This window comes from Ralstonia sp. 1138, assembly GCF_040544795.1.
GTDB classification, from domain to species: Bacteria; Pseudomonadota; Gammaproteobacteria; order Burkholderiales; family Burkholderiaceae; genus Ralstonia; species Ralstonia flatus.
Genome location: NZ_JBEPKQ010000003.1, coordinates 107,101 through 123,953, shown reverse-complemented (window position 1 = coordinate 123,953; position 16,853 = coordinate 107,101). Strand labels below are relative to the sequence as shown.

At 64.7% G+C, this 16,853-nt stretch carries 17 protein-coding genes; 9 read left to right on the top strand and 8 right to left on the bottom strand.

Annotated elements, in window-relative coordinates:
- The first annotated feature begins 19 nt into the window (after window positions 1-19).
- The 5 genes from ABIC76_RS13445 (at window position 20) to araH (ending at window position 5,674) form a co-directional block, all read left to right on the top strand.
- A complete protein-coding gene (locus ABIC76_RS13445; RefSeq protein ID WP_354534277.1) occupies window positions 20-949 on the top strand; it encodes a dihydrodipicolinate synthase family protein in 930 nt (309 codons plus the stop codon).
- Between the two features lie 2 nt (window positions 950-951).
- Window positions 952-1,890: a Gfo/Idh/MocA family protein gene (locus ABIC76_RS13440; protein WP_102066825.1), complete on the top strand. Its 939-nt coding sequence runs from the start codon at window positions 952-954 to the stop codon at window positions 1,888-1,890.
- A 53-nt stretch (window positions 1,891-1,943) separates the two neighbouring features.
- Complete coding sequence (locus ABIC76_RS13435; RefSeq protein WP_027680380.1) at window positions 1,944-2,948, top strand: arabinose ABC transporter substrate-binding protein; 1,005 nt, start codon at window positions 1,944-1,946, stop codon at window positions 2,946-2,948.
- Window positions 2,949-3,100: 152 nt separating this feature from the next.
- Window positions 3,101-4,630: an L-arabinose ABC transporter ATP-binding protein AraG gene (araG, locus tag ABIC76_RS13430; protein ID WP_354534276.1), complete on the top strand. Its 1,530-nt coding sequence runs from the start codon at window positions 3,101-3,103 to the stop codon at window positions 4,628-4,630.
- A 33-nt stretch (window positions 4,631-4,663) separates the two neighbouring features.
- The gene (gene araH, locus ABIC76_RS13425; RefSeq protein WP_354534275.1) at window positions 4,664-5,674 is read left to right on the top strand and encodes an L-arabinose ABC transporter permease AraH; all 1,011 of its coding nucleotides are present in this window, start codon (window positions 4,664-4,666) and stop codon (window positions 5,672-5,674) included.
- A 91-nt stretch (window positions 5,675-5,765) separates the two neighbouring features.
- Here araH and ABIC76_RS13420 read toward each other — a convergent pair whose 3' ends face one another.
- The 3 genes from ABIC76_RS13420 to ABIC76_RS13410 form a co-directional block, all read right to left on the bottom strand.
- The gene (locus tag ABIC76_RS13420; RefSeq protein ID WP_009241534.1) at window positions 5,766-6,389 is read right to left on the bottom strand and encodes a barstar family protein; all 624 of its coding nucleotides are present in this window, start codon (window positions 6,387-6,389) and stop codon (window positions 5,766-5,768) included.
- Window positions 6,386-6,817, bottom strand: coding sequence for a ribonuclease (locus ABIC76_RS13415; protein WP_354534274.1), 432 nt, complete (start codon window positions 6,815-6,817; stop codon window positions 6,386-6,388). The genes ABIC76_RS13420 and ABIC76_RS13415 overlap by 4 nt, the downstream gene beginning before the upstream one ends.
- A 471-nt stretch (window positions 6,818-7,288) precedes the next feature.
- A complete protein-coding gene (locus ABIC76_RS13410; protein ID WP_027680376.1) occupies window positions 7,289-9,634 on the bottom strand; it encodes an NADP-dependent malic enzyme in 2,346 nt (781 codons plus the stop codon).
- Between the two features lie 161 nt (window positions 9,635-9,795).
- On the opposite strand from ABIC76_RS13410, the gene thiL reads away from it, so the two are divergent.
- Genes thiL through ABIC76_RS13395 form a run of 3 tightly spaced genes read left to right on the top strand, consistent with a single transcriptional unit; the run spans window position 9,796 to window position 11,989 of the window.
- Window positions 9,796-10,881: a thiamine-phosphate kinase gene (gene thiL / locus ABIC76_RS13405; RefSeq protein ID WP_354534273.1), complete on the top strand. Its 1,086-nt coding sequence runs from the start codon at window positions 9,796-9,798 to the stop codon at window positions 10,879-10,881.
- The gene (locus tag ABIC76_RS13400; protein ID WP_354534272.1) at window positions 10,878-11,456 is read left to right on the top strand and encodes a phosphatidylglycerophosphatase A family protein; all 579 of its coding nucleotides are present in this window, start codon (window positions 10,878-10,880) and stop codon (window positions 11,454-11,456) included. The genes thiL and ABIC76_RS13400 overlap by 4 nt, the downstream gene beginning before the upstream one ends.
- A gap of 32 nt (window positions 11,457-11,488) precedes the next feature.
- Window positions 11,489-11,989 carry a CinA family protein gene (locus ABIC76_RS13395; protein ID WP_354534271.1) on the top strand — a complete coding sequence of 167 codons (501 nt, stop codon included), beginning with the start codon at window positions 11,489-11,491 and terminating at the stop codon, window positions 11,987-11,989.
- Between the two features lies 1 nt (window position 11,990).
- On the opposite strand, the gene ABIC76_RS13390 is transcribed toward ABIC76_RS13395, so the two are convergent.
- The gene (locus ABIC76_RS13390) at window positions 11,991-12,209 is read right to left on the bottom strand and encodes a metal transporter (RefSeq protein ID WP_354534270.1); all 219 of its coding nucleotides are present in this window, start codon (window positions 12,207-12,209) and stop codon (window positions 11,991-11,993) included.
- Window positions 12,210-12,249: 40 nt separating this feature from the next.
- Entirely contained in the window at window positions 12,250-13,065 is an 816-nt protein-coding gene (gene pyrF / locus ABIC76_RS13385) for an orotidine-5'-phosphate decarboxylase (RefSeq protein ID WP_027680371.1), read from the bottom strand.
- A 209-nt stretch (window positions 13,066-13,274) separates the two neighbouring features.
- On the opposite strand from pyrF, the gene corA reads away from it, so the two are divergent.
- Entirely contained in the window at window positions 13,275-14,237 is a 963-nt protein-coding gene (gene corA / locus ABIC76_RS13380) for a magnesium/cobalt transporter CorA (protein ID WP_354534269.1), read from the top strand.
- Window positions 14,238-14,240: 3 nt separating this feature from the next.
- On the opposite strand, the gene mtgA is transcribed toward corA, so the two are convergent.
- Genes mtgA through ABIC76_RS13365 form a run of 3 tightly spaced genes read right to left on the bottom strand, consistent with a single transcriptional unit; the run spans window position 14,241 to window position 16,809 of the window.
- Window positions 14,241-14,945: a monofunctional biosynthetic peptidoglycan transglycosylase gene (mtgA, locus tag ABIC76_RS13375; RefSeq protein WP_354534268.1), complete on the bottom strand. Its 705-nt coding sequence runs from the start codon at window positions 14,943-14,945 to the stop codon at window positions 14,241-14,243.
- A 20-nt stretch (window positions 14,946-14,965) separates the two neighbouring features.
- On the bottom strand, window positions 14,966-15,883 hold the full coding sequence (gene aroE, locus ABIC76_RS13370; RefSeq protein WP_354534267.1) for a shikimate dehydrogenase: 918 nt from the start codon (window positions 15,881-15,883) through the stop codon (window positions 14,966-14,968).
- 11 nt (window positions 15,884-15,894) lie between these two features.
- Window positions 15,895-16,809: an energy transducer TonB family protein gene (locus ABIC76_RS13365; protein ID WP_102066833.1), complete on the bottom strand. Its 915-nt coding sequence runs from the start codon at window positions 16,807-16,809 to the stop codon at window positions 15,895-15,897.
- Window positions 16,810-16,853: the final 44 nt, after the last annotated feature.

The window sequence follows — 16,853 nt, the reverse complement described above, 5'->3', positions numbered from 1 at the left end:
TTCACGACTTCACGACTTCATGACCCGCAACAGCAAGCCACGCTACCGAGGCATCTTTCCGGTGGTGCCCACCACGTTCACGGAAACTGGCGAACTCGACCTGGCCAGCCAGAAGCGGGCCATCGATTTCATGATCGACGCCGGCTCCGATGGCCTGTGCATCCTGGCGAATTTCTCCGAGCAGTTCTCGCTGTCGGACGACGAACGCGAAGTGCTCACCCGCACCGCGCTGGAACACGTGGCAGGCCGCGTACCGGTGATCGTCACCACGTCGCACTACAGCACGCAGGTCTGCGCACAACGCAGCCGCCGGGCGCAGGACATGGGCGCCGCCATGCTGATGGTGATGCCGCCCTACCACGGTGCCACCTTCCGCGTGCCCGAAACGCAGATCTACGAGTTCTTTGCGCGCGTGTCGGATGCGGTGGGTATTCCGATCATGATCCAGGATGCGCCGGCCAGCGGCACGGTGCTGTCTGCGGCGTTCCTCGCGCGCGTGGCCCGCGAGATCGAGCAAGTGGCCTACTTCAAGATCGAAACGCCCGGGGCGGCGGCCAAGCTGCGCGAGCTGATCCGCCTTGGCGGCGACGCCATCGAAGGCCCCTGGGACGGCGAAGAAGCCATCACGCTGCTGGCCGATCTCGATGCCGGCGCGACGGGCAGCATGACTGGCGGCGCATATCCCGACGGCATCCGGCCGATCATCGAGGCGCACGCGCAAGGGCAGCAGGATCTGGCGTTCGATTTGTATCAACGCTGGCTGCCGCTCATCAATCACGAGAATCGGCAGGCCGGCATCCTGGCCGCCAAGGCGCTGATGAAGGAAGGCGGCGTGATTGCCTGCGAGGCATCACGGCATCCGTTGCCGGCCATGCATCCCGACACGCGCCGGGGCTTGATCGACATTGCCCGGCGGCTTGACCCGCTGGTCTTGCGTTGGGGGCGATAGCCATGCACGGTGAACTCCATCCGGTTTCGATCGGGATCGTCGGCGTTGGCAAGATCGCGCGTGACCAGCATCTGCCTGCGCTCGCCGCGCAGCCGGGTTTTACGCTTGCGGCCTGCGCCAGCCCGCATTCGCGCGTTGAGGGCCTGCCGCATTACACGACGCTCGAGGCCATGCTGGCAGACGAACGCGCGCTGCAGGCAGTGTCGCTGTGCACGCCGCCGCAGGTGCGGTTTGCCCAGGCCCGCGCGGCGCTCGCCGCAGGCAAGCACGTGATGCTGGAGAAGCCTCCCGGCGCCAGCGTGTCGGAAGTGACGATCCTCGCTGATCTGGCGCGGCAGCACCGCTGCACGTTGTTCGCCTCCTGGCACTCGCGCCACGCGCCCGGTGTCGAGGCCGCTCGGGCGTGGCTGGCAAGCCGAGACATCGTCTCCGTCAACGTGCAATGGAAAGAAGACGTGCGCCGCTGGCACCCGAACCAGGCATGGATCTGGGAACCCGGCGGCCTGGGCGTATTCGACCCGGGCATCAACGCGCTGTCGATCCTGACCCGCGTGCTGCCGCATGCGTTCTTTCTGACGGCGGCCGACCTGTGGGTGCCCGCCAATCAGCAGACGCCGATTGCCGCCCACCTCGCCTTCACCGATGAACGCGGCACGGCCATCGCGGCGGAATTCGACTGGCGCCATGACGCGGGCGAACTCTGGCAGATCGACGTGACCACGCGCGACGGCACCCTGCGGCTCGCCCAGGGCGGCAAGCAGTTGACCATCGACGGCGCAGAAATCGACGTCGGCCCCGAACGCGAATACCCGAGTCTCTACGCGCGCTTTCTCGAGCTGATCGCCCGTGGTGAAAGCGATGTGGATGTCCGCCCGTTGCAGCACGTCGCCGACGCCATGCTGCTCGGCCGGCGCCATCTGATTGACCCGTTCGTGCCATGAAGCGCGCCCGACTTACGTAGTGCCATCAGAGCCATTCCAACGAGGAGACAACCATGCAACGCAAACTTCGCCGGCTGACCCTGTCCGCCCTGGCAGCCACCCTGTGCCTGGCGCCGCTGGCCGCCAGCCTGCCCGCCCACGCCGACGAGCCGCTCAAGATCGGCTTCCTGGTCAAGATGCCGGAGCAGGCGTGGTTCATCAACGAGCAGAAAGCCGCCACCGAGCTTGGTCAGAAGAACGGCTTTTCGGTGGTGAACATCGGCACGCCCGATGGCGAAAAAGTGCTGTCCGCCATCGACAACCTGGGCGCGCAAGGTGCCAAGGGCTTCGTGATCTGCGCACCCGACGTGCGCCTGGGGCCGGCCATCTCGGCACGCGCCAAGCACTACAACATGAAGTTCGTCACGGTCGACGATCAGCTCGTCGACTCGTCTGGCAAGCCGCTGGCCAACGTGCCGCACCTGGGCATGTCGGCCTTCAAGATCGGCAACCAGGTCGGCCAGGCCATCTCCGACGAGATGAAGCGCCGCGGCTGGAAGCCCGAGGAAGTGGGCGCGCTGCGCATCACCAACTACGAGTTGCCCACCGCCAAGCTGCGCACCGACGGCGCTACGCAGACGCTGCTGGCCGGCGGCTTCAAGAAGGAGAACATCTTCGACGCGCCGCAAAAGACGACCGACGACGCAGGCGGCTTCAATGCGGCATCGCCGGTGCTGGCCCAGCATGCCAACATCAAGAAGTGGGTGATCTTCGCGCTCAATGAAGAGAGCGTGCTGGGCGGCGTCCGTGCCACCGAGCAACTTCACATTCCCGCAGCCGATGTGATCGGCGTCGGCATCAACGGTGCCGGCGAGGCGTTTGCCGAATTCCAGAAGAAGGAGCAGACGGGCTTCTTTGGCACGATTGCCGTCAGCTCCACCAGCCACGGCAAGGAGAGTGCTGCAAACCTCGTCAATTGGATCAAGACCGGCAAGCAGCCCCCGGCCGATACGCAGACCACCGGCAAGCTGATGGTGCGCAGCAATTGGCAAGAGGTGCGCAAGGAACTGGGCATTTGAGAACCGGCTCACGATCCTACTGCGCGGCTCGAACTTGACCTTGCGATGCTCGCCGTACCCATGTACGACTGCGCTTCTCAGGCCAACCTCGGGCCGCTCGCTACGGACCGTGAACCGGTTCAGCGCCAAGGGCAGCGAAAAAAAGGCAATCGATGACAGTCCAATCACTTGATGCGAGCGGTCCTCCCGACGCTTCCGCTGGCGCGTATCTGAAGCTCGACGGCATCACCGTGCGCTTTCCTGGCGTGCTGGCGCTCGACCACGTCTCGCTCGACATCCGCCGCGGCGAAGTGCACGGCCTGATGGGCGAGAACGGCGCGGGCAAGTCGACGCTGCTCAAGGTGCTATCGGGCGTCAACCAACCGGAGAACGGCACGCTGTCGCTCGACGGCGTGCCGCAGCAGTTCACGAACACGCGCGCGGCCATTGCGGCGGGCATCGCGATCATCTATCAGGAACTGCACCTCGTACCTGAACTGACGGTGGCAGAAAACCTGATGCTCGGCGCGCTGCCCAACCGCTTTGGCGTGCTCGACGAGAAGACGCTGATCGCCCGCGCGCTGCGCGAACTGGAACGGCTGGGCGAGAAGCTCGATCCGACCCAGGCCGTCAAGCATCTGTCGATCGGCCAGCGCCAGATGATCGAAATCGGCAAGGCGCTGATGCGCGACGCGCGCGTGATCGCCTTCGACGAACCCACGAGTTCGCTCTCCTCACGCGAGACGACGCAGTTGTTCCGCATCATTCGCGCACTCAAGGCCGAGGGCCGCGCGGTCATCTACGTCACGCACCGCATGGAAGAGGTGTACGAACTGTGCGATCGCGTAACCGTGTTCCGCGACGGCCGGCACATCGACACGTTCAACGCCGGCGCGAACCTCGATCGCGAACGGCTCATCCGCTGCATGGTCGGCCGCTCGATCCAGGACGTGTACGGCTACAAGCCGCGCCCACTCGGCGGCGTGAAGGTCGACGTGCGCGGCCTGATGGGGCCCGGCTTGAGCGAACCCGCATCGTTCCGGGCGCATGCAGGCGAAATCGTCGGCTTCTTCGGGCTGGTGGGCGCAGGGCGCTCGGAGCTGATGAAGCTGCTCTACGGCGCGGTCAAGCCCACGGCAGGCGAGATTCGCCTGAACGGCAAGCGCGTCCAGTTCAACTCGCCGCGCGATGCGGTCCGCGCGGGTGTCGCGCTCTGCCCGGAAGACCGCAAGCAGGAAGGCATCGTCGCCATCGCTTCGGTCTCGGACAACCTGAACATCAGTTGCCGGCGCCACTTCAGCCGCTTCAGCGTGCTGAACAACCGGCAGGAAGCGCGGACCACCCAGTCGTTCATCGACAAGCTCGCCATCAAGACGCGCAACGGTGAAACACCCATCGGCAAGCTGTCGGGCGGCAATCAGCAGAAGGTGATCCTCTCGCGCTGGCTTGCCGAAGACATCGACGTCTTCCTGATGGACGAGCCCACGCGCGGCATCGACGTCGGTGCCCGCAGCGAAATCTACAGCCTGCTCTACGGCCTGGCCGAGGCGGGCCGCACCGTCATCGTCGTGTCGAGCGACCTGGCGGAAGTCATCGGCGTGGCCGACCGCGTGCTCGTGATGAAGCAAGGCCGCATCGTCGGCGATCTGCCCAGAGAGCACGCCTCGCCCGACACCCTCATCAAACTTGCGCTGCCGCGCTAGCGCGCGCTTCACGCCTTCATGGAAACCGACCCTATGCAAACGCCATCCACCGAATCCGTGCCGGGCGGCGCGCCGTTGGCTGCCCCGGGCATGCCCAGCCGTGCCGCGCTCACGTGGGAACTGGTCAACCGTTCCGGCATCGTCGTGGTGTTCCTCCTGCTGTTCACCGCGCTGGCCTTCACGGTGCCGGGCTTCGTCAGCAGTCGCAACATCCAGGGCCTGCTGCTCTCCGTCACCTTGATCGGTTCCATCTCGGTCACGATGATGTTCGTCCTCGCACTCGGCGAAGTGGACTTGTCCGTCGCCTCCATCGTCGCGTTCGCGGGCGTGGTGGCATCGACGCTCATCACCGCAACCCATAGCGTGGTGCTTGGCGTCGGAGCCGGCGTGCTGGCGGGCGGCCTGGTCGGGCTCGTCAACGGCGTGCTGGTGGCGCGCTACCAGATCAACTCGCTGATCGTCACGCTGGCCATGATGGAAGTCGTGCGCGGCCTCGCCTTCATCACGTCCAACGGCGACGCGGTGATGATTTCCGAAGAGAGCTTCTTCGACCTGGGCGGCGGATCCTTCCTCGGCATTTCCTACCCCATCTGGAGCAACATCGTCGGGTTCGCCCTGTTCGGCTTCCTGCTCAAGAAGACGGTGTTCGGCAAGAACGTGCTCGCCGTCGGCGGCAACGAAGAAGCCGCACTGCTTGCCGGCCTGCCCGTCACGCGCATCAAGATCGCCGTGTTCGTCCTGCAGGGTCTGGTGACGGGCTTTGCCGGCGTGATGCTGGCCTCGCGCATGAGCCTGGGCGATCCTAAAACGTCGGTCGGGCTTGAGCTGGGCGTGATCTCGGCCTGCGTGCTGGGCGGGGTGTCGCTCACGGGCGGGGTGGCGACCGTATCCGGTGTGCTGGTCGGCGTTCTCATCATGGGCTCGGTGCAGAACGCAATGAGCCTGATGAACGTGCCGACGTTCTATCAGTACCTGATCCGCGGCGGCATTCTGCTGCTGGCGGTGTGGTTTGACCGGATTCGCCGCAACAAGCGGGCAAGCTGACACGCCCCACTGGGCTTTCGCACGGCAACAAAAAAGCCCGCATGTGCGGGCTTTTTTGTTGCAACGCCGATCAACCGGCGGGCGGGCAAATTCACGCGAACGAGTAGAACACGCGGAACTGAACTTTGCGCTCGGCCCAGAATTCGGCCGCGTCGCGGAACACGTCAAGCAGCACTTCACGCGCTTCCTTGTCGAACTTGGGCTGGCACGGCAGACCCTCCAGCACGATCACAAAACCCGGTTGCGGGCCGGCCTTGTAGATCATGTCGGTCAGGCAGTCGGCCAGAGCATCGAAGTTCTTGCCGAAATGCTTCGGGAACAGGAACTCACGCGCAATCACGTCAAGCACTTCGCTCTTGGTGGTCGCGGCCGCGCAGTTGGCGTACAGGAAATGCTGGCCAAGGCTGGCCGCCGATTCGGCCAGATCCGCCACACGAAACGCGCGGATCGACTGCACGATATTCGGACGCACCGTCTTGAAGAGGTTCATGGCGTCTTCGCGGCCTCCGTCGTCGTCCGTCTGGGTGTTGTCCTGCGTCATGATGTTCTGCGGTGCGCTTTGAGGCAACTTGGCCGCCCCCCCGACGCGTGCGCCCAGGGCTTGCATCCCGACCACACCGTCGTACAGATTTTGCGCCTTGTGCCACGCCTCGCGGGCCACGCGCTCATCGCGTGCGGTGAGCGAGTCGTCCAGCCCAAACATGTTGGTCGTCATCGCTGTATCCGTTGAAAACTGTTGTAGTGATCTTCCGTGTAGTAGCAGTCGTTGGCCGCTTGCTGATCGCCGCCGCAAATGATGCGCCGGGCGCCGCGGTTACGAGCGCCCCGCGTCTTCACGGTGTACTCGTGGTAATAGCCACGCCGCTGCGCAGGCAAACGTCGTTCATAGTTGCCAAACGTGGTGCCATCTTTTGCATAGGGGAACGGACCGCCCTGCTCGATCAGTGCCAGCGTGCGCTGCGCCTCATTGGGCAGGTCTGCCACGCGAATGGTTCCCACCGCGGCAGTCATGCCGGAGGTGTCCCGGGCGACCGCATTGGCCGGCAAGCCAGCCACCGACACCACAAGCGTCGCCGCCAGCGCGCCACGTGCCATCGCCTGAGATACGGAGCGGCCGATCCACGCTCCAAGTCGCTTTGTCATCAGCAGGCCCTAACGGGAGAATCGCGCCGACCGAAGCCCGGCGCAGGTCACAAGCGCAGGTGGCCGTCCAATAACGATCCGGACAGCCGTTTGCAGCTGAAAGCGAAGCGGCTCAATGCCTGAGAGGCTTGGCAGGGAATGACAAGTCGGGCGACTGCCGAAGACTTGGGGAATCCTTCCGCCTGCAAAAACCAACCCATTGCGCGCACTGAATCAGGCGAACCCGTCAGACGTGTCTACGGAAAACCGCATTTTTCGACGCCGTCGGCCCGGTTCAGACCTCATGTGCTCAGAAGCACCCCTTCAGCCCGTAAGGGTACGCTCATCGATGACAACAATCAACCGACGGTAAAAGTCTGAAGGGTTTTTTCATGCAGCCATTAAGTTTGCACAAATGTAAGCGCACGCAAACTTAACGTACAAAAAAAGGGAGCGCAGCATCGTGCGCTCCCTTTCGTGGTGCAGTGGCGATCAGCGTTGCGCTTGTGCGGCGGCATCCACAACGGTCAACGCCGTCATGTTGAGAATGCGTCGCACCGTAGCCGATGGCGTCAGGATGTGCACCGGCTTCTTGGCGCCGAGCAGGATCGGGCCGATGGCAATGTTGTTGCCGGCAGCCGCTTTCAGGAGGTTGTAAGCGATGTTCGCGGCGTCGATGTTGGGCATGACCAACAGGTTCGCCTCGCCCTTCAGGGTCGAGTCCGGCACCAGCGAGGCGCGCAGCTTCTCGTCGAGCGCGGCGTCGCCGTGCATTTCACCGTCCACTTCCAGGTTCGGCGCACGTTCGCGCAGGATGGCCAGCGTTTCGCGCATCTTGACGGCCGAAGGCGCCTCCGACGAGCCGAAGTTCGAATGCGACATCAGCGCGACCTTCGGCTTGATGCCGAAGCGGCACAGCTCCTCGGCGGCCATGATGGTGATCTCGGCCAACTGCTCGGCGGTCGGGTCGACGTTGACATGCGTGTCGGTCAGGAAGACCTGGCGACCCGGCAGAACCAGACCGTTCATGGCGGCGTACACGCAGTTCGTGCCGCCCAGGATCTGGTCGATGTAGCGTAGATGCGCAGCCGTATTGCTGATGGTGCCGCAGATCATGCCGTCCGCTTCGCCCTTGTGGATCATGAGCGCGCCGATCAGCGTATTGCGGCGACGCATTTCCAGCTTGGCGTACTGCGGCGTCACGCCCTTGCGCGCCATCAGCTTGTAGTACGTCTCCCAGTAATCACGGAAGCGTTCGTCGTGCTCGGGGTTGACCACCGTGAAGTCCACGCCTTCACGCAGGCGCAGGCCGAAACGCTCGATGCGGTGGGCGATCACGCTCGGGCGGCCGATCAGGATCGGGCTGGCGAGCTTTTCGTCCACGACGATCTGCACGGCACGCAGGACGCGCTCTTCTTCGCCCTCGGCAAAGACGATGCGCTTGTTCTCCATCGGCACCTTGCGGGCGGCCGAGAAGATCGGCTTCATCAGCGTGCCCGAGTGGTAGACGAACTGCTGCAGATGCTGGCGGTAGGCGTCCATGTCTTCGATCGGACGCTGTGCCACGCCCGAGAGCATGGCCGCTTGCGCCACGGCCGGCGCGATCTTGACGATCAGGCGCGGGTCGAAGGGCTTCGGGATCAGGTATTCCGGGCCGAACGACAGATCCTGAATGCCGTAGGCGGAAGCCACGATGTCGCTTTGCTCCTGGCGGGCCAGTTCAGCCACGGCGTGCACGGCGGCAACTTCCATCTCGCGCGTGATGGTGGTCGCGCCCACGTCCAGCGCGCCGCGGAAGATGAACGGGAAGCACAGGACGTTGTTGACCTGGTTCGGATAATCCGTACGGCCGGTGCCCATGATGACGTCGGGGCGCACTTCCTTGGCCAGCTCCGGCAGGATTTCCGGGTTCGGGTTGGCCAGCGCGAAGATGATCGGCTTGTCGGCCATGCGCTTGACCATGTCCTGCTTGAGCACGCCGGCGGCGGACAGCCCCAGGAAAATGTCGGCGCCGTCGATGACTTCGGCCAGCGTACGCAGATCGGTCTTCTGTGCGAAGTGCGCCTTGTCCGGATCCATCAGTTCGGTTCGGCCTTCGTAGACAACGCCCGCCAGGTCCGTCACCCAGATGTTTTCGCGCGGCAGGCCCAGATCGACCAGCAGGTCGAGGCAGGCCAGCGCCGCAGCGCCCGCGCCCGAAGCCACCAGCTTGACCTTCTTGATGTCCTTGCCGACGACCTTCAGTGCGTTTGTGATGCCTGCGCCCACGACGATGGCGGTACCGTGCTGGTCATCGTGGAAGACGGGGATCTTCATGCGCTTGCGCAGTTCGCGCTCGACGAAGAAGCACTCCGGGGCCTTGATGTCTTCCAGGTTGATGCCGCCGAAGGTCGGTTCCAGCGAGGCGATGATATCGACCAGCTTCTGGGGGTCTTTTTCGTTGATCTCGATGTCAAACACATCGATACCGGCAAATTTCTTGAAGAGGCCTGCCTTGCCTTCCATGACCGGCTTCGAGGCTTCCGGGCCGATGTCGCCCAGGCCGAGCACGGCCGTGCCGTTGGTCACCACGCCGACGAGGTTGCCGCGGGCGGTGTAGCGGAACGAGTTGGCGACGTCTTCGACGATCTCTTCGCAGGCGGCGGCAACGCCGGGCGAATACGCCAGGGCCAAGTCGCGCTGGTTCGACAGCGGCTTGGTCGGCGTGACCGAAATTTTGCCCGGGGTGGGAAACTCGTGGTACTCCAGCGCGGCCTTGCGCAAGGCGGCGCGCTGCTGCGCCTTGAGTTCTTCATCCGTGCGGGCGGGCTGCTGAGGCTGGGTATCCACCGTGGTCATGGGTCTCTCGTATCGGGTGGCCAGCGCGCGCGCCGGCCGTCGCATCTAGCGGGCCACCGGGATACCCTCACGAGCGCCACGGGAATACGGTCCGCCTCCTTGGGCCCGTCATTTTATATAGTGAAAAGCGATCTCACAACGGGATTTTGGGTGGGAGTGCTATGCGCATTCGCTACAATATTCCACCGTCCTGTCACGGCACCATCGGGCTTGCCCCATATTCTTCCATCGCCGCTGCCGTGTCCAAGCCCGCCCACCCCTCCAACTCCAGCGATCCGGCGGAAAATCTGTCCGAATTTGGTCTGATCCGCCGTTATTTCACGCGACCGACCCCGAAAGCGACGTTGGGCGTAGGCGACGACTGCGCCCTGCTTGCGCCGCGCGCGGGACACGAATTGGCGATCTCCACCGACATGCTGGTCGCCGGCCGTCACTTCTTTCCACACGCGGAGCCGCGCGCACTTGGCCACAAAGCGCTGGCTGTCAACCTCTCTGACCTGGCAGCGATGGGCGCCGAGCCTCGCGCCTTTACGCTCGCCGTGGCGCTGCCCCACGCCGATGCGGCGTGGCTCAAACCGTTTTCCGACGGCCTGCTGGCCTTGGCCGATGCGTTCCACTGCGAACTGATCGGCGGCGACACCACGCGAGGGCCGCTCACACTCAGCCTGACCGTCTTCGGGGACGTCCCCGCCACTGCGGCACTACGCCGCGACGCGGCTCGCCCCGGCGATGACCTCTGGGTCTCGGGCGCCGTGGGCGACGCACGACTCGCGCTGGGCGCCTTGCGCGACGAGTGGCCGCTGACGCCCGAGGCGCTCGCTCAGGTGCAACCGCGCATGGACATGCCCTCGCCGCGGGTCGCGCTCGGCCTGGCATTGCGCGGCATCGCCCGGGCAGCACTTGATGTGTCTGACGGCTTGTTGGGCGATCTTGGCCACATCCTCGCGCAATCCCGCGTTGGAGCGACGATCGTGGTGGACGATGTCCCGCGCTCGGCGACGCTGGCTGCGCAGTCGCCGGCGCTCCAGCTGCAATGCACGCTGGCCGGCGGCGACGACTACGAACTTTGCTTCACTGCGCCTGCCGACGCTCGCGACGCCGTTGTCGCCGCAGGGCAGCGCGCCGGCGTGGCTGTGACGCGTGTTGGCCGCATCGACGCCGAAACCGGCTTGCGGCTCGTCGATGCACACGGCGCGCCGGTCACCTTCACGCATGGCAGCTTCGATCATTTCTCTTCCGCCTCATGATGTCTTCCGCTCCCTTCCCGCCTTCCAACCCGCCGGGCCAAGCTGAAACCGTCGTCCTCGACGCGGGCCAGACCGCCCAGGTGCGGCGCCCGACGGCGCGCTTCATGTTCGCGCATCCGGCACGCATCCTGGCGCTGGGCTTCGGCTCGGGCCTGTCGCCCATCCTGCCGGGCACGGTCGGCACGCTCTACGCGTGGCTGATCTACGTGGTGCTGGCTCCCTGGATTTCGGGGCCAATTTGGCTGCTGATCGCAGCGGTGGGTTTCGTGATCGGTATCTGGGCATGCGCCCGCACCGCGCGCGACCTTGGCGTGGCAGACCACGGCGCCATGGTGTGGGACGAAATGGTGGCGTTTTGGATCGTGCTGGCGTTTGTCACGCCCACCACCCTGGGCGGGCAGTTCGCCGCCTTCCTGTGGTTCCGCTTCTTCGACATGGTCAAGCCGGCACCCATCCGCTATTACGACCGCACGCTCAAGGGCTTTGGCGTTCGCGGCGGCTACGGCGTGATGGTCGATGACATTCTGGCGGCGTTCTACACGCTGCTGGTGTTCGCGCTGTGGCGCTCGTTTTGACGTTTGACGACCGAAGCTTCAAAGGTATCGCAATGGCTGAATCCCGCGCCCTGGCCCAACTGGCCGAACTCGTCGCTGACACGCTGCACAAGCGCAGCCTGATGATGGCGTCCGCTGAATCGTGCACAGGCGGGTTGGTGTCCGCCGCCATTACCGACGTATCGGGGTCGTCCGCGTGGTTTGAACGGGGCTTCGTCGTCTATTCCAACGAAGCGAAATCGCAGATGTTGGGCGTGCCGGCGGCGCTGATCCGCGAACATGGCGCCGTCAGCGAACCCGTGGCGCACGCCATGGCCGAAGGCGCGGTGCTCAACAGCCGTGCGCAGGTGGCGGTGGCGATTACCGGCGTGGCGGGCCCGACCGGTGGCACGGCCGACAAGCCCGTCGGCATGGTCTGTTTCGGCTGGAGCAACCGCCTGCAAACCCGCGTGGAAACACGCCACTTCAAAGGCGACCGCAAGCAGGTCCGCCTGCAGGCCGCCGAGCACGCACTGCGCGGCCTGCTCGACTTCCTCGACTCAGCAGAGTCCTGATCTAGATTTCGCTGGGATGATCCGGCCGGCGACGATCTCCGTGATCGTGCTCCGGCTGGTGCTCGTGGTCATGCTCGTGGCGACGGTCGCGATCATGATCGCGCCGCGTCGTCTCGTGCTGGTGGGTGTCGTCGCGCTCTTTCTCGAGCTTGCGGTCCGGGTCCTTGCCGGTCTCTTCCCGATGCGTGCCGGCGACGGGGCGGTGCGGTTGCGTGGTCATGGCGTCCTCGCTCTCGCCGCAACCGGACCGACCGAGCCGATCAGTTGCGGAACTGGTTGATCTGGTTGCGTGTGGCCTCGGCCACGCGGCGGGCCGCATCGGCGAAATCGCTGTCGGTGCTGGCATAGAGAATGGCCCGCGACGAGTTGATCATCATGCCCGTGCCATCGGCGGTGCGGCCTGCGCGCACCGTGGCTTCGACGTCGCCGCCCTGGGCGCCAACGCCCGGAATCAGCAGCGGCATGTCGCCGACAATCTCCCGCACCTTGGCAATCTCTTCGGGGAATGTCGCGCCCACCACGAGGCCCATCTGGCCGCTGGTGTTCCATACGTCGCGCGCACGTTCCGCCACAACCTGGTAGACGGGGCGGCCGTCGGTTTCGAGGAACTGCACATCGCTGCCGCCGGCGTTGGAGGTGCGGCACAGCACGATGACGCCCTTGTCGGCATGCGCCAGATACGGCTGCATCGAGTCGAAACCCATGTATGGGCTGACGGTGATGGCATCGGCCTGGTAGCGCTCGAAGGCTTCCTTGGCGTAGTGCTCGGCGGTCGAGCCGATGTCGCCGCGCTTGGCATCGAGAATGACGGGGATGCCCGGATAGGCTTCGTGGATGTAGCTGATGAGTTGCTCGAGCTGATCTTCGGCGCGCTGCGAGGCGAAGTAGGCGATCTGCGGCTTGAAGGCGCAGACCAGATCGGCGGTGGCGTCCACAATGGCGCGGCAGAACGAGAAGATTGCTCCGCCCGTGCCGGTCAGCGATGCCGGCAGGCGTGCCGGGTCAGGATCGAGGCCAACGCACAGCAAGGAGTTGTTGCGTTGCCAGGCGGCAGCGAGTTGTTCGGTAAATCGCATGGTGTCGGGAATGTGAGGGCGGCCGGATGGCCGCATGACTTGCCTGCATTTTACCCGTCGGGCGGCCCGGTTGCGGCATCTTCCGGACGTGGCGCCGGCCCCACGCGTGCGCACCAAGCCATCGCTTGTGGCTGAACCCGCCGCCTCTTTAGGCTACACTCGGCGCGATTTTTCGCCGCCCGTTCAACGCCTGTTTCAAGGAAACATCCATGATCAACCTGTTCGTCGTGCAAAAAGGCCGTCTCGCGCAGGAACAGGTCGAAGAACGCAGCGAACTGCTGCAGCACAAGCCGATCTGGATCGACGTGATCGACCCCGAGGACGAAGAACTGGCGTGGATCAAGGAAGCCTATGGCGTGGTCCTTCCAGAGCTCGAGCAATTGGGGGACCTGGAGGCGTCCGCCCGCTACTTTGAAGGCGAAGACGGCCACATCCACATCCGCACCGATTTCCTGCTCGACGAAGAAACCACCTCGCGCAACGTGCGCGTGGCGTTCGTGCTGACCAAGGATGTGCTGTTCTCCATCCACGACGAAGACCTGCCGGCGTTCCGGCTGGTGCGCATGCGCGCGCGGCTTCGCCCGGGCTCGGTGCGCAACGCCAAGGACGTGCTGATGGATCTGTACGCCACCGACGCGGAATACTCGGCGGACTCCATCGAAGAAGTCTACGAACGCCTCGAAGATGCCAGCAAGCGCGTGCTGGCCGATGAGGTGACCGATGCCGCCGCCGCCGATGTGCTGGAGATCATCGCCCGCGTGGAAGACTTGAACGGCCGGATCCGCCGCAACGTGATGGATACGCGCCGCGCGGTGTCGTTCCTGCTGCGCAGCCAGTTGCTCTCGGCCGATCAGCAGGACGAAGCGCGCCAGGTGTTGCGCGACATCGATTCCATTGAGAACCACACGGCGTTTCTGTCGGACAAGGTCAACTTCCTGATGGACGCCACGGTCGGCTTCATCAACATCAACCAAAACAAGATCATCAAGCTGTTCTCGGTGGTGTCGGTAGCGCTGATGCCGCCCACGCTGATCGCGTCCATCTACGGCATGAACTTCAAAGTGATGCCCGAGCTGGACTGGGCCGAAGGTTACCCCTATGCGATCGGCCTGATGATCGTGTCGGCGGCCATTCCGCTCATCTATTTCCGCCGCAAGGGCTGGCTGAACTGAGCGTCAGTCGGGAAGCGTCGCCGAGCCCATCCGGTTGGCGATGATGGTGGCCTTGCGCGTGAAGTTGACGTGCACATTGGCGCAATAGCTCTTCTTGTCGAAGCACTTCGGTGCGGGCAGCGCCGCCGCCAGTCGCGCCGCCTGCCCCACGCTGAGTTGCGAGGCCGGGCGCTTGAAGTAATGCTGCGCCGCCGCTTCCGCGCCGAACACGCCCTCACCCCATTCCACCGAGTTCAGATAGATCTCGAGAATGCGTTCCTTATCGAGCCAGAACTCAAGCATCCACGTAATGACCAGTTCTTCGCCCTTGCGCAGGTAGTGGCGTTCGCCCGAGAGGAACAGGTTCTTGGCCAACTGCTGCGTGATGGTCGAACCGCCCGCAACCACGTGGCCGCGCCGCTTGTTCTTCTCCCACGCGTCGAGCATGGCGTCGACTTCCCAGCCGCTGTGCGAGACGAAGTCGGCGTCTTCGCTGGCGATGACCGCGCGTTTGAGGTTTCGGGAGATCTGGTCGTAGTTGACCCAGCGGTGGTCGACCTTGCAAGTGAAGACGTTGGCGCCGCACAGGCGCATGCGCTCGGCGCGCATGAAGCTGGTGGACGACGGATCGAACACCTGCCAGCTCGCGATGGCAGCGAAGAAATACAGGTTGAGTGCGACCACGCCCGCAACGAAGCAGCCGATCACGTAGCCGAACCAACGCATCATCGCAGGGCTGCGCTCCAGGTTCAGCGGGGTGCGCGTGCCGCGACCGCGGCTTCGCCCTGCAGCCCTTCGCGCATGGCGAGCAGCACCGGAGCGGTGTCCGGGCGCACGTCGCGCCAGACGAAGAACGACTCCGCCGCCTGCTCCACCAGCATGCCCAGGCCATCCCATGCGCGGGCGCCGTTGCGCCGGGCAAACTCCATGAACACCGTCGGCCGCGGGCCGTACATCATGTCGTAGGCCAGCGCGTTCGGGCCGAACACGGTGGTCGGAATCGGCGGGACTTCGGCCTGCAGGCTGCTCGCCGTGGCATTGATGATGACGTCGAAAACATCGTCCGCAGCAAGCTCGTCATAGCCGCCGCCCACAAGTTCGACCTCGTGCAGCTTGGCCGAGACCTCGAAGCGATCGACGAGCTTGTTGGCGCGATCCGCCGTGCGGTTGGCGAGAAACACGCGCGCCGGCTTGTGCTCCAGCAACGGCAGCAGCACGCCGCGCGCAGCACCGCCGGCGCCCAGCAGCAGCACGCGTTCGCCTGCGAGCGCGTTGCCGATGTTGTGGGTGATGTCGCGCATCAGGCCGACGCCGTCGGTGTTGTCGCCAAAGATCTCTTCGCCGTCGAACTTCAGCGTGTTGACCGCACCGGCCGATTCCGCCCGCAGCGACAACGACGTCGACATGGCATACGCATCGAGCTTGAACGGCACGGTCACGTTGAGCCCGCGTCCGCCTTCGCGCACGAACGTCATCACGGTTTCGTCAAACGCGATCAACTCCGCATAGATGCGGTCGTAGCGGATGAGCTGCCCCGTCTGCTGCGCAAACGCGGCATGGATGGTGGGCGACTTGCTGTGCGCGATCGGGTTGCCGATCACACCATAGCGATCTGTGGGCGGCGCGCTCGCAGCTGCGAGGATGGCCTCTTGAAACGACGACGGCATGGGCGACGAAATCAGCGGGTCTGCAGGTGGGTTTCCAGACCTGCGCGGGTGAACTTGAACGTGGCGACCACATCCTGGATGTCGACGCGCTTGCGCATCTCGGCCGGGAAGCCGCCAAACGGTGAAGACGAACGCACGATGGCCACGGCCTGGCGATCCAGCGCGGGGTTGCCCGAGCTTTTGGCGATCTCGATGCCTTCGATCTTGTAGCCGTCCTGGTTGTAGCCCAGCTGGCCATCGCGGTTGATGCTGATCACGACAATCAACTCGCCGTACAGCGGGCGGCCGTTCTGGCTTGGGAAGTTTGCGGTGCCGCGGGCTTCGATCTTGCGGCGCACGGCATCGTAGTAGCGGGCGTAATCGACCTGACGCGCGCTGGCGGCCGTCAGCACATTGCGGCGCGGACGCTTGGCGTAGTTCTCGAGGTTGCGATCGATCTCGGCCTGCAGGCGGGCGATTTCGTCTTGCGTGGTGCGGTCGTCGGTGCCGTTGGTGGGCGACGGCTGCGGACGCTCGCCCGGCTTGACCTGACGATCGTTGACCAGCGGCGCCCGCTCGGTCGATTGCGTCAGCAGGCGGCGCTGCTCTTGCTCGAGATACTCGACGCGGCGCTGCGTGAGCTTGATGGCGTCGCCGGTCTGCTCATTGGTGTCGGCGGGCAGCGGCGTGGTGGCGCGCTGCTGGTCGTATTCGCCGCCGCCGTTCAGGTTGACCTGCGCCACGGCCGTCGCCTTGGACGGCGCCGTCGACGATTTGGCGTTGACGAGCACCACATCGAGGCCCGGATCTTCGCGCTTGATATCGAACGCCTCGGGGGCCACCACGCGCACGAACAGCAGCAAGACATGCACGGCCAACGACACCACCAGCGCCTTGGTGAGCGTGCTGCTGCCGGACCAGTCCGGACGGTTTGCGAGGGCGGCCATGGGGCGATTCCTGGTCGGGGTGCTCGAAATGAGGCGAAGAATGA